At 64.3% G+C, this 21,877-nt stretch carries 23 protein-coding genes; 12 read left to right on the top strand and 11 right to left on the bottom strand.

The features are described 5' to 3' along the window. Positions 1-168: 168 nt before the first annotated feature. A complete protein-coding gene (locus KH389_RS07725) occupies positions 169-1,533 on the top strand; it encodes a glutamine synthetase family protein (RefSeq protein WP_213607187.1) in 1,365 nt (454 codons plus the stop codon). A gap of 27 nt (positions 1,534-1,560) precedes the next feature. Further along, the gene (locus KH389_RS07720; RefSeq protein WP_054914947.1) at positions 1,561-2,868 is read left to right on the top strand and encodes an NAD(P)/FAD-dependent oxidoreductase; all 1,308 of its coding nucleotides are present in this window, start codon (positions 1,561-1,563) and stop codon (positions 2,866-2,868) included. A gap of 90 nt (positions 2,869-2,958) precedes the next feature. Here KH389_RS07720 and fadD1 read toward each other — a convergent pair whose 3' ends face one another. Then, positions 2,959-4,656: a long-chain-fatty-acid--CoA ligase FadD1 gene (gene fadD1, locus KH389_RS07715; protein WP_043864162.1), complete on the bottom strand. Its 1,698-nt coding sequence runs from the start codon at positions 4,654-4,656 to the stop codon at positions 2,959-2,961. 283 nt (positions 4,657-4,939) lie between these two features. Continuing rightward, on the bottom strand, positions 4,940-6,628 hold the full coding sequence (gene fadD2, locus KH389_RS07710) for a long-chain-fatty-acid--CoA ligase FadD2 (protein WP_043864163.1): 1,689 nt from the start codon (positions 6,626-6,628) through the stop codon (positions 4,940-4,942). 201 nt (positions 6,629-6,829) lie between these two features. On the opposite strand from fadD2, the gene KH389_RS07705 reads away from it, so the two are divergent. The 3 genes from KH389_RS07705 to KH389_RS07695 are packed head-to-tail and all read left to right on the top strand — an operon-like array spanning position 6,830 to position 9,076. Beyond that, entirely contained in the window at positions 6,830-7,774 is a 945-nt protein-coding gene (locus KH389_RS07705) for an alpha/beta hydrolase (RefSeq protein WP_213607511.1), read from the top strand. A gap of 42 nt (positions 7,775-7,816) precedes the next feature. Further along, positions 7,817-8,287 (top strand): MaoC family dehydratase, encoded by a 471-nt coding sequence (locus tag KH389_RS07700; RefSeq protein WP_043864165.1) that lies wholly within the window; start codon positions 7,817-7,819, stop codon positions 8,285-8,287. Positions 8,288-8,296: 9 nt separating this feature from the next. Beyond that, positions 8,297-9,076, top strand: a complete 780-nt coding sequence (locus KH389_RS07695) for a helix-turn-helix domain-containing protein (protein ID WP_213607186.1) — start codon at positions 8,297-8,299, stop codon at positions 9,074-9,076. Positions 9,077-9,269: 193 nt separating this feature from the next. Here the strand turns inward: KH389_RS07695 and KH389_RS07690 are convergent, their stop codons facing one another. The 4 genes from KH389_RS07690 to KH389_RS07675 form a co-directional block, all read right to left on the bottom strand. Beyond that, on the bottom strand, positions 9,270-9,929 hold the full coding sequence (locus KH389_RS07690) for a LysE family translocator (RefSeq protein ID WP_078481629.1): 660 nt from the start codon (positions 9,927-9,929) through the stop codon (positions 9,270-9,272). An 82-nt stretch (positions 9,930-10,011) separates the two neighbouring features. Continuing rightward, a complete protein-coding gene (locus tag KH389_RS07685) occupies positions 10,012-10,344 on the bottom strand; it encodes a type II toxin-antitoxin system HicB family antitoxin (protein ID WP_043864168.1) in 333 nt (110 codons plus the stop codon). Further along, positions 10,341-10,595: a type II toxin-antitoxin system HicA family toxin gene (locus tag KH389_RS07680; RefSeq protein WP_081315179.1), complete on the bottom strand. Its 255-nt coding sequence runs from the start codon at positions 10,593-10,595 to the stop codon at positions 10,341-10,343. Before KH389_RS07680 ends, KH389_RS07685 begins: the two co-directional genes overlap by 4 nt. 57 nt (positions 10,596-10,652) lie before the next feature. After that, on the bottom strand, positions 10,653-11,609 hold the full coding sequence (locus KH389_RS07675; RefSeq protein ID WP_213607185.1) for a threonine dehydratase: 957 nt from the start codon (positions 11,607-11,609) through the stop codon (positions 10,653-10,655). Positions 11,610-11,697: 88 nt separating this feature from the next. Here KH389_RS07675 and KH389_RS07670 point away from each other — a divergent pair, with 88 nt between their 5' ends. The 3 genes from KH389_RS07670 (at position 11,698) to ada (ending at position 14,963) form a co-directional block, all read left to right on the top strand. Beyond that, a complete protein-coding gene (locus KH389_RS07670) occupies positions 11,698-13,023 on the top strand; it encodes an aminotransferase-like domain-containing protein (RefSeq protein WP_213607184.1) in 1,326 nt (441 codons plus the stop codon). Positions 13,024-13,175: 152 nt separating this feature from the next. Then, complete coding sequence (locus KH389_RS07665) at positions 13,176-13,799, top strand: DNA-3-methyladenine glycosylase family protein (RefSeq protein WP_054914952.1); 624 nt, start codon at positions 13,176-13,178, stop codon at positions 13,797-13,799. Positions 13,800-13,892: 93 nt separating this feature from the next. Then, positions 13,893-14,963, top strand: coding sequence for a bifunctional DNA-binding transcriptional regulator/O6-methylguanine-DNA methyltransferase Ada (gene ada / locus KH389_RS07660; RefSeq protein WP_213607183.1), 1,071 nt, complete (start codon positions 13,893-13,895; stop codon positions 14,961-14,963). A 3-nt stretch (positions 14,964-14,966) separates the two neighbouring features. Here ada and KH389_RS07655 read toward each other — a convergent pair whose 3' ends face one another. Beyond that, positions 14,967-15,224 carry a DUF2790 domain-containing protein gene (locus KH389_RS07655; RefSeq protein WP_043864173.1) on the bottom strand — a complete coding sequence of 86 codons (258 nt, stop codon included), beginning with the start codon at positions 15,222-15,224 and terminating at the stop codon, positions 14,967-14,969. 282 nt (positions 15,225-15,506) lie between these two features. Between KH389_RS07655 and KH389_RS07650 the strand changes: the two genes are divergently transcribed. Next, the gene (locus tag KH389_RS07650; RefSeq protein WP_244988697.1) at positions 15,507-15,959 is read left to right on the top strand and encodes a GNAT family N-acetyltransferase; all 453 of its coding nucleotides are present in this window, start codon (positions 15,507-15,509) and stop codon (positions 15,957-15,959) included. Here the strand turns inward: KH389_RS07650 and def are convergent. The 3 genes from def to KH389_RS07635 form a co-directional block, all read right to left on the bottom strand. Further along, positions 15,911-16,450, bottom strand: coding sequence for a peptide deformylase (gene def, locus KH389_RS07645; protein ID WP_043864175.1), 540 nt, complete (start codon positions 16,448-16,450; stop codon positions 15,911-15,913). The genes KH389_RS07650 and def overlap by 49 nt on opposite strands. Continuing rightward, positions 16,440-17,423: a YihY/virulence factor BrkB family protein gene (locus tag KH389_RS07640; RefSeq protein ID WP_043864176.1), complete on the bottom strand. Its 984-nt coding sequence runs from the start codon at positions 17,421-17,423 to the stop codon at positions 16,440-16,442. The genes def and KH389_RS07640 overlap by 11 nt, the downstream gene beginning before the upstream one ends. 167 nt (positions 17,424-17,590) lie before the next feature. Then, a complete protein-coding gene (locus tag KH389_RS07635) occupies positions 17,591-17,782 on the bottom strand; it encodes a CsbD family protein (protein WP_043864177.1) in 192 nt (63 codons plus the stop codon). 242 nt (positions 17,783-18,024) lie between these two features. Between KH389_RS07635 and KH389_RS07630 the strand changes: the two genes are divergently transcribed. Together KH389_RS07630 and KH389_RS07625 are read left to right on the top strand one after the other, a co-directional pair. Beyond that, a complete protein-coding gene (locus KH389_RS07630) occupies positions 18,025-19,500 on the top strand; it encodes a right-handed parallel beta-helix repeat-containing protein (protein WP_213607182.1) in 1,476 nt (491 codons plus the stop codon). A gap of 132 nt (positions 19,501-19,632) precedes the next feature. Further along, a complete protein-coding gene (locus tag KH389_RS07625; protein ID WP_043864179.1) occupies positions 19,633-20,016 on the top strand; it encodes a hypothetical protein in 384 nt (127 codons plus the stop codon). On the opposite strand, the gene KH389_RS07620 is transcribed toward KH389_RS07625, so the two are convergent. Next, a complete protein-coding gene (locus tag KH389_RS07620; protein WP_043864180.1) occupies positions 20,017-20,853 on the bottom strand; it encodes a CvfB family protein in 837 nt (278 codons plus the stop codon). It lies immediately after the preceding gene. A gap of 105 nt (positions 20,854-20,958) precedes the next feature. Between KH389_RS07620 and KH389_RS07615 the strand changes: the two genes are divergently transcribed. Further along, on the top strand, positions 20,959-21,828 hold the full coding sequence (locus tag KH389_RS07615; protein WP_054914955.1) for a DUF6279 family lipoprotein: 870 nt from the start codon (positions 20,959-20,961) through the stop codon (positions 21,826-21,828). The last annotated feature ends 49 nt before the right edge of the window (positions 21,829-21,877 follow it).

Genomic DNA, 21,877 nt, shown 5'->3' with positions numbered 1-21,877 from the left:
AGCATCCTCGCGTTCTGGGCCTTGTGGCATTGCCGCCATGCCCGCCCACCAGATACCGCCCTCGCACCCCACTGATACCGCTGGCCCGGTTGCGGCCACCCTGTCGACCGATCGACGTGCCCACTGGCGCGCGATCCTGTACGCCGCCACGGCGTAAGCGAGTGCACCATGCAGTTTGCCCCTGTTTCCGAGGCCGAGGATTTCCTGGCCGCCAACCCCGATATCGACATGATCGAGTTGTTCATCCTCGACGCCAACGGCGTGCCCCGCGGCAAGCTGCTGCACCGCGAGGAGTTGCTGGCCGTGTATGAAAGCGGGCGGCCGCTGCCCAGTACCATCCTCGGCCTGACCCTCAACGGCGACGATGTGGAGAACTCGGGGCTGGTGTGGGACGTGGGCGATATCGACTGCCGCGCATACCCGCTGGCCGGCAGCCTGGTGCGCATGCCGTGGCGGCAGATCCCCACGGCGGCAGTGCAGGTGAGCATGCACCCCAGCGAAGGCCTGCCGGCCACCGTCGCCGATCCACGCCAACTGCTGGCCAAGGTGATCGACGCGCTCAAGGCCGATGGCTATGAGCCGGTAATGGCCTGCGAGCTGGAGTTCTACCTGCTCGACCAGAAGCGCGATCACCTGGGCCACCCGCAACCGGCACTGGATACCGACGGCGGTCGCCCCCGCGCCACCCAGGTATACGGCCTGCGCGAGCTGGAGCAGATCGAACCGTTTCTGGCCGACCTGTACAGCGCCTGCAAGGCCCAGGGCATCCCTGCGCGTACCGCGATTTCCGAATACGCCCCCGGCCAGGTGGAGATCACCCTGGAGCACGGCGACGCCTTGCTGGCCATGGACCAGGCGGTGCGCTACAAGCGCCTGGTCAAGGGCGTGGCACACAAGCACGGCATGCAGGCCTGCTTCATGGCCAAGCCGTTCGAGCACCTGGCCGGCACCGGCATGCACATGCACGTGAGCCTGGCCGACGCCGCCGGCCACAACCTGTACGCCAGCGAAGACAAGGCCGGCACGCCCCTGCTGCGCCAGTCGGTGGGCGGCATGTTGGCCATGCTGCTCGACTCGCTGCTGCTGTTCTGCCCCAACGCCAACTCCTATCGCCGCTTCCAGGCCAACAGCTATGCACCGCTGGCGCCGACCTGGGGTGTGGACAACCGTACCGTGAGCCTGCGCGTGCCCGGCGGGCCGGCCAATACCCGACATATCGAACACCGCATCTGCGGCGCCGATGCCAACCCGTACCTGGCAGCCGCAGCCATTCTGGCCAGCATCCACCATGGCATCCGCCAGCAACTGGACCCCGGCGCCCCGGTGCAGGGCAACGGCTACGCCCAGGCCAAGACGCTGCTGCCCACCGACTGGCTGACCTCGCTGACCGCGCTGGAGCGCTCCAGCTTGGCGCGCGAAGCGTTCGGCGAGGCCTTCCTCGGGGTGTACCTGGCGGTCAAGCGCGCCGAGTACCGCCAGTTCATGGCCGAGGTCGGCGAGCAGGACTGGCGCTGGTACCTGACCCAGGCCTGAGCCCCCTATTCTTCAAGGAACACACCCATGAATGCAGCCCTCAACCACGGCACCGCCCAGCGCAGCGCCTCCTACTACACCGCCAGCCTGAACGACACCACCCAGTACCCGACCCTGCAGGGCACGGTCGAGGTCGACGTGGTGATCATCGGTGGCGGCTTCACCGGCGTGGCCAGCGCGGTGGAACTGGCCGAGCGCGGCCTGAAGGTGGCCATCGTCGAAACCAACCGTATCGGCTGGGGCGCCAGCGGGCGCAACGGCGGCCAGGTCACCGGCAGCCTGTCGGGTGACGAGGCCATGCGCAAACAGATGCGCAAGCGCCTGGGCGATGACGTGGACGATTTCATCTGGCAACTGCGCTTTCGCGGCCACGACATCATCCAGCAACGGGTCGAACGCTACGCCATCGACTGCGACCTCAAGCACGGCCACCTGCACGCGGCCATGAAGCCTGCGCACATGACCGAACTGCAGGCCTTCGCCGACGAAGCCCAGCGGCGCGGCATGGGCGAGCAGGTGCAGATGCTCGACCGCGAGGCGGTGCGCCAGCACCTGGACAGCCCGTTGTACCTGGGCGCGCTGAAGAACCTGCGCAACCTGCACCTGCACCCGCTCAACCTGTGCCTGGGCGAGGCGCGGGCAGCGCACCAACTGGGCGCGCTGATCTTCGAGAACTCCGAAGTGCTGGAGATCGTGCATGGCGACAAACCTGCGGTTGTCACGGCCAAGGGCCGGGTCAACGCACGCCAGGTGATGCTGGCCGGCGACGTGTACCACAAGCTGGAAAAGCCCCAGCTCAAGGGCAAGATCTTCCCGGCCATGGGCGGCATCGTGACCACCACCCCACTGGGCGAGCTGGCCCGCAAGCTCAACCCGCAGGACCTGGCGGTATACGACTGCCGCTTCGTGCTCGACTATTACCGCATGACCGCAGACGGGCGCCTGCTGTTCGGTGGCGGGGCCAATTATTCGGGACGTGATTCGCGGGATATCGCGGGGGAGCTGCGCCCGTGCATCGAGGCGACCTTTCCGGCGCTCAAGGGCGTGCCGATCGAGTTCCAGTGGAGCTGCGCGATGGGCATCGTGGTCAACCGCATTCCGCAGTTGGGCAAGCTGTCGGACAACGTGTGGTACTGCCAGGGGTATTCGGGGCATGGCATCGCCACCAGCCACATCATGGGCGAGATCATGGCCGAAGCGATCACCGGCACATTGAGCCGATTCGATACCTTTGCCGGCTGCAGCCACATCAAGGTGCCGATGGGCGATGTGCTGGGCAACCCATTGCTGGCGGCGGGGATGTGGTACTACCAGATGCTTGAGAAACTGCGTTGAAAACATCGCGGGTCAAGCCCGCTCCCACAGGGATCACTACTGTCCTTGTGGGAGCGGGCTTGACCCGCGATGAGGCCCGAAGGTTAAACCTCAGGCGATCTTCTTGAGGCCCAGCTTCTTCAACTCTTCATCGCGCAACTCGCGCCGCAGGATCTTGCCCACGTTGGTGGTCGGCAAGGCATCGCGGAACTCGATCAGGCGCGGCACCTTGTACGCCGTGACATTGGCGCGCATGTGCTCCATCACCTGGTCCTTGGTCAGGGTCACACCCGGCCGCGCCACGATGAAGATCTTGATCAGTTCGCCCGATTTCTCGTCCGGCACGCCAATGGCGGCGCACTGCAATACGCCCGGCAGGGTCGCCAGCACGTCTTCGAGTTCGTTCGGGTAAACGTTGAAGCCAGACACCAGAATCATGTCCTTCTTGCGGTCGACAATGCGCATGTAGCCATCGGTCTGGATCACCGCGATATCACCGGTCTTGAGCCAGCCGTCGGCATCCAGGATCTCGGTGGTCGCCTCTTCGCGCTGCCAGTAGCCCTTCATCACCTGCGGGCCCTTGATGCACAGCTCGCCGATCTCGCCCAGCGCCAGCTCCTTGCCATTGTCGTCGATCACCTTGCACAGGGTCGACGGCAGCGGAATGCCGATGGTACCGATCTGGTTGTGCTCGGCCGGGTTGACCGCCGCCACCGGGCTGGTCTCGGTCATGCCGTAGCCTTCGCAGATGGAGCAACCGGTGACGCTCTTCCAGCGCTCGGCCACCGCCACCTGCAGGGCCATGCCGCCCGACAGGGTGAGCTTGAGCCCCGAGAAGTCCATCTTGCGGAAGGTCTCGTTGTTGCACAGGGCCACGAACAGGGTATTCAGGCCGACGAAGCCGGTGAACTTCCACTTGGACAGTTCCTTGACCATCGCCGGCAGGTCGCGCGGGTTGCTGATCAGGATGTTGTGGCTGCCGATCAGCATCATCGCCATGCAATGGAAGGTGAAGGCATAGATGTGGTACAGCGGCAGCGGCGTGATCAGGACCTCGCAGCCCTCGCCCAGGTTCGAGCCCATCAGCGCACGGCATTGCAGCATGTTGGCCACCAGGTTGCGGTGGGTCAGCATCGCACCCTTGGCCACACCCGTGGTGCCACCGGTGTACTGCAGCACGGCGACATCTCCGCTGTCGGGGCTGACTTCGTTGACCGCCTTGCCCTGCCCCTTGGCCAGCGCATCGTTGAACTTGACGGCCTTGGGCAGGTGATAGGCCGGCACCATCTTTTTCACGTACTTGATCACACTATTGATCAGCAGACGCTTGAGCGGTGGCAGCAGGTCGGCCACTTCGGTGACAATGATGTGCTTGACCTGGGTCTTGGGAACGACCTTTTCGGCCAGGTGGGCCATGTTGGCCAGGCACACCAGCGCCTTGGCACCGGAATCGTTGAACTGGTGTTCCAGCTCCCGCGCGGTGTACAGCGGGTTGGTGTTGACCACGATGAGCCCGGCGCGCATCGCACCGAAGACGGCCACGGGGTATTGCAATACGTTTGGCAGTTGTACCGCGATGCGGTCACCGGGCTGCAGGTCGGTATGCTGCTGCAGGTAGGCGGCAAACGCCCCCGACAGCTCATACAGCTCGCCATAGGTGAGGGTCTTGCCCAGGTTGCTGAACGCCGGCTTGTCGGCGAAACGCTGGCAGGACTGCTTCAATACCGCTTGAATGTTCGGATACTCATCAGGATTGATTTGCGAGGCAACCCCGGCTGGGTACTTATCCTTCCAAAAGTGTTCGATCATGGAAGCCCACTCCTCCAGCAACAGCGAAATCTTCTCCGCAGTCGACGCGATTATTATTGATATGTGATGACGGATTGCTACAAACCGAAGCATCAGAAGCGCGCCGAGAGTAGCAGCTTTGCCAGAGGGCGCCTAGAGCCAAAGTGGGCCGCAAAGTCACATAAATGACTAACGAATACTCAGTAGTCATTTTTAGAGTAAAGGGTCTATTCAGCAAAAGCTTCGCCGGCAAGGCCGGCTCCTACACGGCAAAGTAGGAGCCAGCCTGGCCGGCGAATGGCTTTCAGGCGATATCGCGCAATTCCCGGCGCAGGATCTTGCCCACCGGGGTCATCGGCAGCGAATCGCGCAGCACGATCTGCTTGGGCACCTTGTAGCCGGTGAAGTTGGCCTTGCAGTAGGCCTTGAGCTCCTCGACGCTCACGCCGCCATCGCGTGGCACCACGAACAGTTTCACCGCCTCGCCGGAACGCTCGTCCGGCACACCGATGGCCGCGCAGTTGGCCACCTTGGGGTGCGCCATCACCACGTCCTCGATCTCGTTGGGGTACACGTTGAAGCCCGACACGATGATCATGTCCTTCTTGCGGTCGACGATGCGCGTGAAGCCGTCCGGGTCGATCACTGCAATATCGCCGGTCTTGAGCCAGCCCTGCGCATCGAGCACCTCGGCGGTGGCGTCCGGACGCTGCCAGTAGCCCTTCATCACCTGCGGCCCCTTGATGCACAGCTCGCCGCGCTCGCCCAGGGCCAGCTCGTTGCCGTCATCATCGATCACCTTGTACGCGGTATCGGGCAGCGGTATGCCGACCGTACCCAGGCGCGCCTGCTGGCCGTAGGGGTTGGTGCTGGCCACCGGCGAGGTTTCGGTCAGGCCATAGCCTTCGACGATGCGACACCCCGTGATGCTCTCCCAGCGCTCGGCAGTGGCCTTGACCAGCGCCGTGCCGCCGGAGTTGGTGACCTTCAGCGAGGAGAAGTCCAGGTTCTTGAAATCCGGATTTTCCATCAGTGCCACGAACAGCGTGTTCAGGCCCAGCAATGCCGAGAAGCGCCACTTTTTCAGCTCTTTGACAAAGCCCGGTATGTCGCGCGGGTTGGTGATCAGCACGTTGTGATTGCCGGTGACCATCATGCACATGCAGTTCGCGGTGAAGGCATAGATGTGATACAGCGGCAGCGGCGCGATCATCACCTCCTGGCCTTCCTTGATCATCCTCTGCCCGTCCGGCCCCAGCTGCGAAAAGCACGCCAGCACCTGCAGCATGTTGGCCACCAGGTTGCCGTGGGTGAGCATCGCGCCCTTGGGCAGGCCGGTGGTGCCGCCGGTGTACTGCAGCACCGCCACGTCATCGAGCGTCACCTGCACCGGCTTGAGCGCATGGCCACGGCCCTGGCGCATCACCTGCCGGAACGGCACCGCCTGGGGCAGGTGATACGCCGGCACCATCTTCTTGACCCGCGCCACAACGGTGTTCACCAGCCAGCCCTTGGCCAGCGGCAGCAGGTCGCCCATCTTCGCCTCGATCAGCACCTCGATGCCGGTATCGGGCAGCACCTCCTGCACCAGCTTGCCGAACATGTTCAGGTACACCAGGGCACGGGCGCCGGAGTCCTTGAACTGGTGGCGCATCTCGCGCGCGGTGTACAGCGGGTTGGTGTTGACCACGATCAGCCCGGCGCGCATCGCGCCGAACACGGCAATCGGGTACTGCAGCACGTTGGGCATCTGCACCGCGATGCGATCACCCGGGACCAGGTCGGTGTGCTGTTGCAGGTAGCCGGCAAAGGCCGCGGACTGGCGATCCAGATCGGCGTAGGTCAGGGTGACGCCCAGGTTGGTGAACGCCGGGCGGTCGGCGAAGCGCTTGCAGGAGCGCTCGAACACCTCCAGCACCGACTTGTAGACAGTCAGGTCGATATGTGAGGGCACGCCCGCGGGGCGCTTGTCATTCCAGAAGTCAGCTTGCATTTATTCTTGTCCTCATTCCTGAGCCTGTGGGCTGCCTGCATGCAGAAAATCGCATCGTGTGCCGACGTTAGCAGTTAAGCCGCAGGGGGCAAACATGCCAAGACCTGTCATTAACATTCTGAATCTTGTTGCCATCATCCGTTCAATTACACAAATGGGCTATACACTTGCAGGATCAGCCACTTGCGCAAGGGAACCGCCATGAACCACGACGTGTTCTGGCTGCCGGCCAGCAACCATTGCAGCCTGCATGTGTATCAATGGCTGCCCGCCGCGCCGATCCGGGCCGTGGTGCTGCTGGCCCATGGCATGGCCGAGCATGCCGGGCGCTACCAGCGCCTCGGGCAGGCCCTGAGCGCTGCCGGCTTCGCGCTGTATGCCCACGACCAGCGCGGCCACGGGCGCACCGCCGAACACGGCACCCTGGGGCTGTTCGCAAGCCACCAGGGCTGGGACAGCGTGGTCAACGACCTGGCCAGCCTGGCCCAGCACATCGGCCAGCAGCACCCGGGCGCCCCGCTGTTCCTGTTCGGCCACAGCATGGGCAGCTACATCGTCCAGGCCTACCTGCTGCACCACAGCGCCAGCCTGCAGGGGGCGGTGCTCAGCGGCTCCAACTTCCAGCCACCGGCGCTGTACCGCGCGGCCTGCGTGATCGCCCGCCTCGAAGCCTGGCGCCAGGGCCCGCTGGGACGCAGCGCCCTGATCGACTGGCTGTCGTTCGGTTCGTTCAACAAGGCGTTCAAGCCCAACCGCACGGGCTTCGACTGGCTCAGCCGCGACAGCGCCGAGGTCGACGCCTACGTGGCCGACCCGCTGTGCGGGTTTCGCTGCACCAACCGCCTGTGGGTCGACCTGCTGATGGGCCTGGAACACATCAGCCAGCCGCGGCACCTGGCACAGATCGATCCCAACCTGCCGATCCTGGTGATGGGCGGCGAATGTGATCCGGTGAGCGCCGGCAAGCGTCTGAAGGATCTGGTCGGCGCCCTGCGCCTTGCCGGCAATCAGCGCGTGCAATTGCAGCTCTACCCGCAGGCACGCCATGAACTGCTCAACGAAACCAACCGTGACGAGGTGACGGCGGCGCTCATCGCCTGGCTCGAGCAGGGGCTGACCCAGGGCCGCCCTGCCCGCAGCGAGTGATACAGTACGCACCTTGTCCGAACCTTGAAGGAAACAGCCTGCATGACCCAGGTCACCAACACACCTTACGAAGCCCTCGAAGTGGGCCAGACCGCCAGCTTCAGCAAGACGGTCGAAGAACGCGACATCCAGCTGTTCGCCGCGATGTCCGGTGACCACAACCCGGTGCACCTGGATGCCGAATTCGCGGCCAGGAGCATGTTCAAGGAACGCATTGCCCACGGCATGTTCAGCGGCGCGCTGATCAGTGCCGCAGTGGCCTGCGAACTGCCCGGCCCCGGCACCATCTACCTGGGCCAGCAGATGAGCTTCCAGAAGCCGGTGAAGATCGGCGACACCCTGACCGTACGCCTGGAAATCCTCGAGAAGCTGCCCAAGTTCCGCGTGCGCATTGCCACCCGCGTGTTCAACCAGCACGACGAACTGGTGGTGGACGGCGAAGCCGAGATCCTCGCCCCGCGCAAGCAGCAGAGCGTCGACCTGGTGAGCCCGCCGCCGATCACCATCGGCTGATAGCGGCCCATGGCGCTGGTTACCGAGCACCTGCAGGCGGGCGGCCTGGTCGAGGCCTACTGGGTCAGGGCCAGCGCCGCCAGCTTTCCGCGTCATGCCCATGACGAGTATGTGCTGGGCGTTAATCTGAGCGGTTGCGAGCAGATCTGGCTGGACGGACGTGAGCTGCAGGCGGCGCCGGGTCAGGTGACCCTGTACAACCCGCTGGCGGTGCAGGCCTCCACCTTCGACCCGGCAGGCGTGGAGTACATCAGCCTGCACCTGGCACCCGAGGCGATTGCCCGGTTGGTCAGCCAGAACAACCTGAACAGCCCGCTGTTCGAGCAAGGCGTGTTCGACCAGCCTGCGCTGTGCCAGGCGATCGTGGCCTTCGCCCGTGCGCCGGCACACTCCGGCCATCAGGAGGAAGCCTTGTTGGCCCTGCTGGCGCAATGGCTGGAGCAGTCGCCCGGCAGGCCCGGCGAATACAGCCACGCATTGGCCCAGGCGCTGCAGTTCATGCGCCAGCACCTGGGGCACAAGCTTGAGCTGGACGAGCTTGCGCAGGTGGCCGGGTTGAGCAAGTACCACTTCGTGCGCAGCTTCAAGAAGGCCACAGGGCTGGCACCGCTGCAGTACCACATGCAACTGCGCCTGATCGAGGCACGCCGTTGCCTGCGCGCCGGCCTGCACCCGCTGGACGTGGCCCAGCGCCTGGGCTTCTACGACCAGAGCCATTTCATCAACAGTTTTCGCCGGGTAATGGGCGCCACGCCCCATCATTACTGGCAGGCGTTCAAGCCTTCATAAGCAAAAGAGCTGCTGGCGCAGCCCTGACCGGTCAATGCGGCAAAAAGCCTGCCGTCCCGTCCTTGGAACGTTTTGCCGTGCGTTTTTCCTTGGCGGTTTTGGCGGGTTTCTTCTTGACCGATTTTTTCGCATCCAGACCTTTCATGACAGGCCCTCCGCTGAGCGCGACACCTGCTTGCCGGTGACCGATTGATTATAGACCCGCCCCGGCGACCGGCGCGGCGAGGATGAATTCGCGGTAGCCCGATACGATCACGTACACCGCGAAATAGCAGAAGATGCCCGCCGAGGCCAGGTACGACCAGGTCAGCAGACGGTCGCCCAGCAGGCGCCCGCCGTGGCTGGCCAAGGTGCACAGCGACGCGCACCACAGCAGCCCGGCAATGAAGAACCCGCTGAGAAACAACCCGGCCTCGAGCATGCCGCCTGCGCCGGAGCGCGAGATCAGCACCCCGCCGACTGCGGCAAACCACAGGATCGCGCTGGGCGAAGACATGGCCAGAAAGATGCCGCGCAGAAACTCGCGCCAGGGCGATTCGCGCACCACCTGCTGGCTGGTGTCCATATGCGCATTGCCGCGCCAGGCGGCCAGCAGCATCTTCAGTGCAAACCACACCAGCAGCAGCGAACCGCCCACCCACAACACCCAGCGCACGCTGGTGAACTGCAGCAGCACGGTCATGCCGAGCAATGCCGCCACGGCATAGATCAGATCCCCCACACAGGTGCCCAGCCCCAGCCAGAAGCCCTGCAGAAAGCCGCGCTGCATGGCCAGGGTGATCATGGCGATATTGGCCACGCCGATATCCAGGCACAACGACAGGCTGAGAAGAAATCCGTTGGAAAATGGCATGAACGCTCGACTACCGACGATGAAGGTCAGGCGTCATTAGACTCAGTGAGGGAGGGTGGTGTATTGGAAGAAATTGCCGTGCTCAGGCCCGCGCGGCCCGCTCGAAGACCTCATCGGCCCATTGATTGAGACTCTTGCCTGCAGCCTGCGCCGCGATGCTGGCAGCGGCGTGCACCTCTGGCCGGATACGCAGCATCACCTTGCCAGAAGCCGGTTTCTCGGGAGCGATGCCCTGTTCAGCACAATCGGCCAGGTAGTCTTCAAGCGCCAGGCTAAACGCTTCATGCAGCGCACTCACGGAGCTTGCGTGAAAACTGATGATGTCTCGAACCCCGAGTACCCGCCCGACGAAGATATCGTCGCGTGCGTCGTATTCGACACGGGCCGAATAGCCCTTGTAAGTCATGCTGCTCATACTTGAACTCCTGCCCGCGAGAGAAATTCACGGGCTTCTTCAACCTGATATCGCTTGGCCTCTTTGCCTGGGTGCGGGCGGTGGCAGCGCCACTGCTGATCGCCCAGCACCAGCTTGAGCCTTGAGCCCTCACGCTCGATGACCCGCCCCCCAAGATGGAGAACCAGCGCTTCAATATCGGAGAAGACCACAGAAGAAAGGGTCGGTATCCGAAAAATGGCATCGAGGGTCTTTCGATATCGATTGTTCATCGGAAAATGCTATCAAAATAAGATAGCATTTTTTCCAAAGGAGTCATTCAGGATCTTTCAGTGACCCGCCAGCACCTGCGCATACCGCTCCCGGTCGATATTGGCGCCACTGAGCACCACTGCCACCTTGCGCCCCTGCTGGCGCTCGCGCTCCTGCAGCAACGCCGCCAGCCCCGCCGCACCGGCGCCTTCGGCGGTGTTGTGCGTGTCTTCGTGGAAGATGCGCATGGCGTTGGCGATTTCAGGGTCGCTGACGCGCACCACCCGCGCCGCGCCCTGGCGGATGATCTCGAACGCCTCGGGCAAGGGCATGCGGCATGCCATGCCGTCGGCGAAGGTGTTGGCGGTTTCGGTGGTGACGATGCGGTTCTGCTCGAAACTCGAGGCAAAGGCATCGGCCTCGGTGGACACCACCCCGACGATCTCGGTGTGCAGCCCCAGCAGGTCACGGGTACGAATCAGCCCGCAGATGCCCGAGCCCATGCCGATCGGCACGTACACGCAGTCCAGCGCCGGTACGGCCTCGAACAGCTCCAGCGCGTAGGTGGCCACGCCGCGGATCAGGTCAGGGTGGAACGGCGGCACGCTTTCATAGCCGTGCACCTGCGCCAGTCGCGCCGCCTCGGCCCGTGCCAGGTCGAAATCGGCGCCATGCTCCACCAACTGCGCACCCAGCGCGCGCATGGCGGCATTCTTTTCCCGCGAGTTGCCCTCGGGCACCACGATGATGATCGGCAACCCGGCACTGCGCGCCGCCAACGCCAGGCTCTGCCCGTGGTTGCCACGGGTGGCGGTGACCAGCCCGCGCACCGTGGGTGAGCGCGCCAGCAGCGCCTGCACGTACAGCAGCCCGCCGCGAACCTTGAAGGCACCGGTGGGCGCGTGATTCTCGTGCTTGACCCACACCTGGCAGCCCACGCGTTCGACCAGGCGTGGCCAGGCGTACTGGGGCGTGGCAGGAACGCGGGTGTGTACCAGGCGGGCAGCGTCGCGCAGGGCGGACAGGTCGAACATGAGGCACCTCGATGGCCAGGGGAATTGACCTGATCCTAGTCGCGCCGCATTGTATGGGTGAACCCTTATATTGCATGGCCAACAATAAATGTGGACCCCCACCCTAGGCGACACCTCCCTGCCCCGCTACCTCGAACTGGTCGAGGCGATTGCGCGGGCGATCGAAAGCGGCGAGCTGAAAGTGGGCGAGCGCCTGCCGCCGCAGCGGCGCCTGGCCTGGAACCTGGGCCTGAACCCCAGCACCACCCAGCAGGCGTACCGCGAGGCAGCGGCCCGGCACCTGGTGTCCGGTGAGGTAGGGCGCGGCACCTACGTGCTGGCGGGCAGCAAGGAAGCCACGCTGTTCCGCCTCAAGCAACCCGGCCAGCAAGCGACGCAGATCGACCTGTCGACCAATGTGCCGGTGGCCGAGGACAGCAACCCCGACCTGGCGCATGCCTTGCGCCATCTGCTGGAACAAGGCCCTGCCGGCCAGCTCGAGCATTACCTGGGTGCCGAACAGTTGCTGCGCGGGCGCCTTCAGGGCGCCGCCTGGCTGCGCCGGCGCGGCCTGCAACTGGACGAGCGCCAGGTGCTGCTGTGCGGCGGTGCCCAGCTGGGGTTGTTCAACGTGCTGCTTTCGCTGTGCCAGCCAGGAGACGCCGTGATGGTCGAGGCCTTGACCGCACCCGGCATCAAGGCGGCCTGTCGACAATTGCGCCTGCCGTTGCACGAGGTTGCGCTGGACGGCCAGGGCATCCTGCCCGACGACCTGGACCGTGTCGCACGTGCCACCGGCGCGCGGGTCGTGGTGCTGACGCCGACCCTGCAGAACCCCACCGGCGCCTGCATGGGCGCTGCGCGCCAGGCCGCCATTGCCGCAGTGATCGAGCGCCATGCCCTGACCCTGATCGAGGATGATGTCTACGGTGCCCTGGCCGATACCCCGGCGCTGCTGGCACAGGCGGGCGGGCGCGGCGTGCTGGTCACCAGCCTGTCGAAGAGCGTCGCGGCCGGTTTGCGCCTGGGCTGGATCGTCGGCAGCGCCGAGTTGCTGGCGCGCATCGACCCGCATGCCCAGGCAACACACTGGCCGGTGTCGCCGCTGGACCTGGAGATCGCCTGCCGCTGGATCGATGACGGCACCGCGGCGCGACGCGTGGCCTGGCAGCGTGAAGAAGTGGGTCAGCGCTGGCGGATGGCCAGGCGGATACTGGGCAAGGCATTGGTGGGGGATGTGCCTTCGCCGCATGTCTGGGTCAACGGTGTGCGCGCCACAGCGTGCCGTGATGCCGGCGTGGCAGTGGTGCCAGCCGAGGTGTTCGCGGTGCGCCAGGGCGACCGGGCAGCGGTGCGCATCAGCCTGTCGGCGGCGCAGAGCCGGGCGCAGTTGAAGCAGGCGCTGGAAAGGGTGGCGGCAGTGGTTTCAGGGTGAGCGGGCCGCCCCTTCGCCGGCAAGGCCGGCTCCTGCAGAGAACGCGGTACCGGTGCCGGCGAAGAGGTCCTCCAATTCAATCGCAACATCCGGAGTGAAACCCCAGTCACCTTTTCTACACTGAACCTGCTCCCTTACCCACGGAAACCGGCATGAACCCGCTGTTCTACACCCAGGCCTGCGCCCACCTGGCCAGCCTCGACCCGAAGTGGGCCGCGCATATCGAGCGCATCGGCCCATGCCTGCACCAAACGCTGCCCACCCGCGACCCGTATCAGGCGCTGGTCAGGTCGATTGCCTACCAGCAATTGCACGCCAGGGCCGCCGAAGCGATCCTGCGGCGGTTCCTGGCGCTGTACCCCGGGCAGGCCTTCCCCAGCCCCGAGCAACTGCTGGCCACCGCGCCCGAGCAACTGCGTGCCTGCGGGTTTTCCGCGAGCAAGCTGGCCACTATCCAGGGCATCGCCCAGGCTCGCCTCGACGGCCTGGTACCCGACCATGAGCTGGCCCGCCGTCTCGACGAAACCAGCCTGATCGAGCGCCTGACGCAACTGCGCGGGGTTGGACGCTGGACCGTGGAGATGTTGCTGATCTACACCCTTGAACACATGGACACCCTGCCCGCCGATGACTTTGGCGTGCGCGAAGGCTACCGCCGCCTGTTCGCCCTGCCCGCCCAGCCCACGCGCAAACAGATGCTGGAACTGGGCGCCCCGTGGAGCCCGTATCGCACCGTGGCCGCCTGGTACCTGTGGCGCGTACCCGCCACCGGCTGAAATCCGGGCGAATTCCACCGCAAGACCCGGAGTGCCGCCCCGCACGGCACCACCTACCCTCACCACATCGCCCTCAGCCAAGAGCCACTCGCCATGCCCCGCACACCTTCGATCGATGTCAACGACCCACGCTGGCAAGCCGTGCTGGCCCGCGACGCCGCGGCGGATGATGCTTTCGTCTATGGGGTTCGCACCACCGGGGTCTACTGCCGCGCCTCCAGCCCGTCACGGTTGCCGCGCCCGGAGAACGTCGAATTCTTCGACACTGCCGCCCAGGCCGAGGCCGCCGGCTATCGCCCCAGCCGGCACTACGCCGCCGACCCGCGCCAACTGGCCGAGCAGCATGCCACCCAGGTCACCCGGGCCTGCCAGTTGATCGAAACGGCCGAGGTCGAGCCCAGCCTCAAGCAAGTGGCCGCCCATGTCGGCATGAGCCCGTATCACTTCCACCGGGTGTTCAAGGCCGCGACCGGCCTCACCCCCAAGGCCTACGCCAATGCCAGACGCGCGCACAAGGTACGCCGGCAGCTTGAGCAGCCGGGCTCGATCACCGACGCCCTGTACAAGGCTGGCTACAACTCCAACAGCCGTTTCTACGAAGACAGCAACGCCCGGCTGGGCATGACCCCGGCCGCCTATCGCGCGGGCGGCGCCAATGCCTCGATCCGCTTTGCCATTGCCCAGTGCTCACTCGGCGCGCTGTTGGTGGCCCAAAGCGAGCGCGGGGTGTGCGCCATCCTGCTGGGCGACGACCCCGAGGCGTTGCTGCACGACCTGCAGGACAAGTTTCCCAAGGCCGAACTGATTGGCGCCGACGCCGAATTCGAGCAGTGGGTGGCCAAGGTGGTGGGGTTCATAGAAGCGCCCGCCCTGGGCCTGGACCTGCCGCTGGACCTGCGCGGCACGGCCTTCCAGGAGCGGGTGTGGCAGGCGTTGCGCAGCATCCCGGCAGGCAGCACCGCCAGCTACGCCGAGATCGCCCAGCGCATTGGCGCGCCCAGGGCAGTCAGGGCGGTGGCCCAGGCGTGCGCCGCCAACAGCCTGGCGGTGGCAGTGCCCTGTCATCGGGTCGTACGCAGTGATGGCAACCTGTCCGGCTACCGCTGGGGCGTGGAGCGCAAGCAGGCGCTCCTGGCCCGGGAACAACAGCCCAGTGACCTGTAATGATCAGCCCTGGCTGCAGCCATCGCCCATGGCGCGGTATTCGATGGTGTGGCGCTGGCCCTGATGGTCTTCATAGGTCATGGTGGCCGGCACCACTTCGCAGACATTGGGCAGGGTCGAGAGGCTGATCACCCGGGCGATGTCCAGGTTGGTCGAATAGTCATATTGCTCGACCACCGGCTGCGCAGCAGCGGTCTTGACCTCGTCCGCCAGGGCGAACGAAGAGACACCCACCAATACAAGTGCAAGTAAGGTTTTCATGGTATTAGGCCTGCAAAGCAATCAAACGAAGTGTTTGACTTCATCAGCCGAGTTGGCGCGGAGAAGTTGTCATATCAACGAATGGACATAACACGAAGTACCGATCCCGTTACGCTTCTAGTTGCTGGGATGGGTCAAGTTTATAAGGTTGCGAAGGTGGTTGAAGCCCGAAGCCGGACATTCACTGTTACCGCCTCGGTAACAATAACCGCACGGCAAGCCCTCGACAGCCTACCCAAGCCCGTGTAAAAGCCCGTGCCAGAGCCCTTGCTGGAAACCGCCGTGAGTGAAATACGCTACAGCCTGCTAAGCGCTGCCGAGCGCCCTTTGCTGAACAAATTCTATCGCGCCCAAGGTACGGCCATGCGTGCCAGTGCCAAGGGCGAGGCCTGGGTGGCGCGTGCGGGTGAGCTTGTCGCCGCAGTGAACATGAGCGCGGTACCCGAGGGGTTCTGGCTGACCGGCTTGCTGGTGGCACCCGCCTGGCGCGGCCGGCGCATTGCACGACAACTGATCGAGCATGCCTGCGCCGGCAAGCCGGGCACGGTGTGGCTGTTCTGCCACCCGGACCTGCTGGCCTTCTACCAGCCACTGGGGTTCAGCCCTGCCGGCGCACTGCCGCTGCAGCTCAATGAGCGTCTGGCGCGCTATCAGCGCAGCAAATCGTTGATCGCGTTGGCGCGGGATCAGTCGTCGCTGGCCGGGTCCAGCCCCGGGAACAGCACCTCGGTATAACCGAACTTGCTGAAGTCATGAATGCGCGAGGGGTACAGGCGACCGATCAGGTGATCGCATTCGTGCTGCACCACCCGCGCATGAAAACCCTCTGCCGAGCGCTCGATGGGCTGGCCCTGCGGATCGACCCCGCTGTAGCGAATGTGCCGGTAGCGGCTGACCACGCCGCGCAGGCCGGGCACCGACAGGCAGCCCTCCCAGCCATCCTCGACCTCGGTGCCCACCGGGGTGATCACCGGGTTGAGCAGAATGGTCTGCGGCACGGGCTCGGCATCCGGGTAGCGCTCGCTACGCTCGAAGCCGAAGATCACCAGTTGCAGGTCGACCCCGATCTGCGGCGCCGCCAGCCCCACGCCGCCCACGTGCTGCATGGTGTCGAACATGTCGGCAATCAGTTGCTCCAGCTCGGCAGTGCCGAACAGGCGGGCCGGTACGGGCGGTGCAACGCGCAACAGGCGCTCGTCGCCCATCTTCAGGATGTCACGAATCATGCGGGGCTCGGCTCACGGGTTCAGGCGCGGAATCGGACGGGATGGAGTGATCGCGCCCCAGCCCGGAAACATGCTTTTTATCATGCTCCGGCGCATCGTCGTCGGGCATTTCCTTCTCGCCAGGGTCCTTGCCTTCGGCCGACATGTGCTCGATCACCGCGTTCATCTCCGCCCCCAGCAGCAATACTGCGGCAGAAATATAGAAGTACAGCAACAGCACGATGATCGCACCGATGCTGCCGTACATCGCGTTGTAGTCGGCAAACGTCTTGACGTAGTAGCCAAACCCCAGCGACGCGATGATCCACACCACCACCGCCAGTACCGAGCCGGGGGTGATGAAGCGAAATTCCTGCTCCACATCGGGCATCACGTAATAGATCAATGCCACCGCCACCATCATCAGGATGATGATGGCCGGCCAGCGCAGGATGGTCCACAGCGTGACGATGAACTCCTGCATGCCTACCTGCGAGGCGATCCATTCCATCACCTGCGGGCCCAGCACCATCAAGGCGGCGGCGGCCAGCAGCATGCCGGCGATTCCGACGGTATACAGCACCGAGAGCGGGATGCGCTTCCACACCGGGCGCCCTTCCACCACGTCATAGGCGGCGTTCATCGCGCTCATCATCAGGCGCACGCCCGCCGATGCGGTCCACAGGGCGATCACGATACCTACCGAGAGCAGCCCGCCCTTGGATTGCTGCAACTGGTCGATCACCGGGTTGACCTGCTCCAGCGCCTGGGGCGGCAACACCAGCTCCGACTGCAGGCGCAGCCAGGTGAAGAAGTCGGGCAGATGCAGAAACCCGATCAGGGCGATCAGGAACAGCAGGAAGGGGAACAGCGAAAACAGCATCTGGTAGGCCAGGGCCGACGCATAGGTGGACATCTCGTCATCGAGAAACTCGCTTACCGTGCGCACCAGAACACGATGCAACGGCAGGCCGTGCAAGTTGGGGAAAATCATAGCGTCTCCTTTCGCCGCTCCACTGTCATAGGCAGTAATCCAAGCGTTGGGGGGGTGTTTTACCTGACGGTAGTCTAGTAGACCACGTCTGTAAGGTTACGATTGATTGCCACAGACAGCAGAACGGCCACCCGAAGATGGCCGTTATCGGCTACACGCGCAGCCGGTCAGGGCTTTTTCACAGCATCCTTGACCGCATCCTTGGCCTTGCCCACTGCCTGCTGGGTTTCGCCCTTGACTTCCTGAGCCTTGCCCTCGGCGCGCAGTTTATCGTTATCGGTCACCTTGCCCACGCCTTGCTTGATGTTGCCTACCGCTTCGTTGGCCAAGCCTTTTGCTTTGTCCGAAGTGCTGCTCATGGCATTTCTCCTGAAGGGGAACAGATAGCTGTCAGTGTCGACAGTCAGTGGACCCGCCCGCTTCTGCGAGAGTTTCAAATATTTTTGGGCGGTGTGTATTCCCACAATGGATAAACAGCGGGCGAATATCGCACCCAATCGTGCCTGGCCTGCGCCAGGGGCTGTCGGCTTTGCCTAGAATCGGGCACCAGCGCCCTGCAGCCCGGGCGCGATAAAAACAACAGACACAGCGATCACTACCCATGCGTATCTCCCCCTTGCTGGCAGCCCTGCTGCTGGCCGTACCTGCCCATGCCGTGCACGCAGCACCTGCCGTACAGCCCGCCACCCTGGTGGTCGATCGCTATGCCGACGACGAGCAGCCCGGCAGCCTGCGCTGGGCCATCGAGCGCAACAACCAGGCGCCCGGCACCTACCGGATCGAGATCCGCCCGGTCGGCCAGCCGCCCTACGTGATCAAGCCCGCTTCGGCCCTGCCGCCGATTCTCGGCCCGGTCAGCCTCGAAGGTGCGGCCTGGAAGCGCAGCGGCGAGTACATCGCCATCGACGGTTCGGCCTATATCGTCGGCAACGGCACGCGCGCATGCCCTGGCGCCGTGCCCGGACAGTTCGGCACCAATGTGCGCACCACCACCGGCCCGGGGCTGGTGATACGCGATACCCAGGGCGTGGAGATTTCCGGCCTGGATGTGCGTAATTTCTGCATCGGCATCCTGGTCAACCGCGCCAGCCACAACGTCATCCAGGACAACCGCATCACCGCCAACAAGGGTGGCGCCGGCATCATGCTGACCGGCGACGACGGCCAGGGCAATTCGACCGCCACCACCACGGTGAACAACAAGGTGCTGCGCAACCAGCTGGTGGACAACGGCGACGGCCTGGAGCTGACCCGCGGCGCGGCGTTCAACCTGGTGGCCGACAACCTGTTTCGCTCCACCCCGGCCAACGCGGAGCCCTCCCAGGGCATCGAGATCCTGTGGGGCAATGACAACACGGTGGTGCGCAACCGCTTCGAGGACTATTCCGACGGCCTGCAGATCAACTGGGGCCAGCGCAATTACCTGGGGGCCAACACCTTTACCGGCAACTCCATCGGCGTGAGCGTCAGCGGTGCGGGCAACATCCTCGATGGCAACCTGATCCACGGCAACCGCATCGGCGTGGCGCTGCGCCCGGAGCCGACCTCCACCAGCAACCGCCTGACCGCCAACCGCATCTGGAACAACAGCCAGGATATCCGGCGCTGCGAAGCGGGTGGTTCGTGCGTGCCCGATCAGCGCACCGGTGCCATCGTGTTTTCGGTGCCGGCGCTGGAGCATGCGATCTATGTGGGCTCGCGCGGCATCGGTGTCGACCCGTCGGGCACCAACCGGGCGATCATCTGTACCGACAAGGCCGCACCGCAGGGTTGCCAGCCGGTACCCAATCACGATCAGGCGGCCCCGTTGCTCATGGCAGTCAAAGGTGACCGCTTGCTGGGCCAGGTGAGTGGCGAGCCCGACAGCCTGTTGCGGGTGGAGGTGTTCGGCAATGCTGACTCAAAGGCCAGTGAAGCGGAGCAGTATCTGGGCGAAGTGATGGTGGCGACGGATGCCAAGGGTCAGGCGCAGTTCGAGTATGTATTGCCGCAAGCAGATGGGCTGCAGGCGTTCACCGCGACGGTCACCCGGTCCGACGGGGCCACCTCGGAGTTGAGCAAGGCGCTGGCGCGCTGAGGACCGCGGGGCGGCCATTCGTCGGCAGGGATTGTCTGCAAATGGTCGGCCCTGTCAGCAGGCCCCGCTTTAGTTTTCAGCGCAATCCCAGCACAATGGTCGACCTTTCAAGCGTCACCCGTAGGAACCTGCATGAAACTCGACAAACCCACCGCCATCGCCCGTCGCAACCAGGCGCTGGAACGCCCTGTGCTCAACAGCGACAACACCCTGTTTGCCGTGCTCGATACCAAGCGCAGCCTGTGGTGGTTCGATGTGCCGGTGAAGCTGGTGCTGCCCAAGAGCGTGGCCGACTGGGTCAACCTGCTGCTCTACACCCCGGAAACCGACCAGTTGCAGCACCTCAAGGTGCCGGTCAACTTCCTGCGTGCGCACCTGGAGAAGATGGAAGTACGCAAGCCGGGCAAGCGTCGCTCGACCATCAGCCTGGCGCTGAGCGCCGACCGCGACTCGCTGCTGCAGGACTTGCGTCCAGGCGGCGAAAACCTGAGTTTTGCCGCCTTCGTGCAGGTGTGATCAGACCAGTTCGATGCGGTCGGCGTGAATCACGATGCGCCCGTCCTTGTACAGGGCGCCGATCGCTTTCTTGAAGTTGCCCTTGCTCACCCCGAACAGGTCGCTGATCACCTGCGGGTCGCTCTTGTCGCTGACCGGCAGCACGCCGTTGGCGGCCTTGAGCTTGTCGAGGATCTTGTCGTTCAGCGTGCTGGCCAGGGCCTGGCCGACCGGCTGCAGGCTCAGGGCGATCTTGCCGTCGCTGCGCAGCTCCTTGATGTAGCCCTTCTCCTGCTTGCCCGAACGCAAGAACTTGAACACTTCGTTCTTGTGGATCAGGCCCCAGTGCTTGTTGTTGATGATGGCCTTGAACCCCATCGGGGTTTCCTCGACCACCAGCAGGTCGACTTCCTGGCCCACGCTGTAGTTGGCCGGCAGCTTGTCGAGGTAGCGGTCCAGGCGCGCGGTGGCGGTGATGCGCCGGGTGCGCTTGTCGAGGTAGGCATGCACCACGCAGTACTCGCCCGCCTTCATCTGGCGTTTTTCTTCGGAGTACGGCATCAACAGGTCCTTGGGCAGGCCCCAGTCGAGGAAGATGCCGATGCTGTTGATTTCCACCACCTTGAGGCTGGCGAACTCGCCCACCTGCAGTTTGGTCTTCTCGGTGGTGGCGATCAGCTTGTCTTCGCTGTCGAGGTAGACGAAGACGTTGAGCCAGTCCTCGACCTCGGTGGGCGTGTCCTTGGGGATGTAACGGTTGGGCAGCAGGATCTCGCCGTCCGCCCCGCCGTCCAGGTACAGACCGAAATCCGTGTGTTTGACCACTTGCAAAGTGTTGTAACGCCCAACTAAAGCCATTTGCTGAAATCCTCGTTGCGAGGCTGGCATTCTACACGCTACGGGAACCGCCAGGCGCGCCGTTGTTCTATAAACACAAGCACGCCCCTGCAAGGATATGCACCCATGGATGCCTGCCTGTCCACGTTGTTTCGCTGCCTTTCGCTGCTGGTGCTGTCGACGCTGCTGCTGGTCGGCTGCAACCGCATGGACCTCGCCTACCGCAACCTCGATGTACTGGTGCCCTGGTCGCTGAGCGACTACCTGAGCATGAATCGCCAGCAGAAAGGCTGGCTGGACGAACGACTCAAGGCGCACCTGGCATGGCATTGTCGTACACAGCTGCCGGGCTATCTGACATGGCTGGGCGATATTCGACAGATGGTCGCGCACAACGAGGTCACCGACGCGCAGCTAAGGCTGCGCACCGAGCAGGCCAAGCAGGCCATCGCCGAGGTGGCCGACCAGATCATGCCGTCGGCCACGCAGCTGCTGCGCGGCATGGACGACGAACAGGTCAGCGACATGCGCGAGGCGTTTGCCGAAGACATTCGCGAGCGCGAGGCCAAGTACGTGAAGACGCCGCTGGCCAGGCAGATCGAGCAGCGCCAGCAACGCATGGAAAAACGCCTGACGCCATGGCTGGGCGAACTGAACCCGCAGCAGCGCCTGCGCGTGGCGCAGTGGTCACAGGCGTTGGGCGAACAGAACCGTCAGTGGATCGCCAACCGCGCACACTGGCAGGCGCAGTTCACTGCGGCGATGGAGCAACGGCGCAGCGAGGCATTCGAACCAAGGCTGGAACAACTGCTCAAGCAGCGCGAAAGCCTGTGGACGCCGGAGTACCGCATGGCCTACCAGCGTACCGAACAGGAGGCGCGCAGCCTGCTGGTGGACCTGATGGCGCAGAGCAGCGAGCAGCAACGTCAGCACCTGCAGGGCAGGCTGGCCAAGGTGCAGCAGGACTTCAGCAAGCTCAAGTGCCTGCAATCCTGAACCGATTCGCCGGCAAGGCCGGCTCCTACAGGCGCGACGCGCTTCCCCT

The organism is Pseudomonas qingdaonensis (assembly GCF_018398475.1).
GTDB lineage: Bacteria > Pseudomonadota > Gammaproteobacteria > Pseudomonadales > Pseudomonadaceae > Aquipseudomonas > Aquipseudomonas palmensis.
Note: the sequence above shows the minus strand (reverse complement) of the source record. Positions and strands in the feature narration are given on the sequence as shown.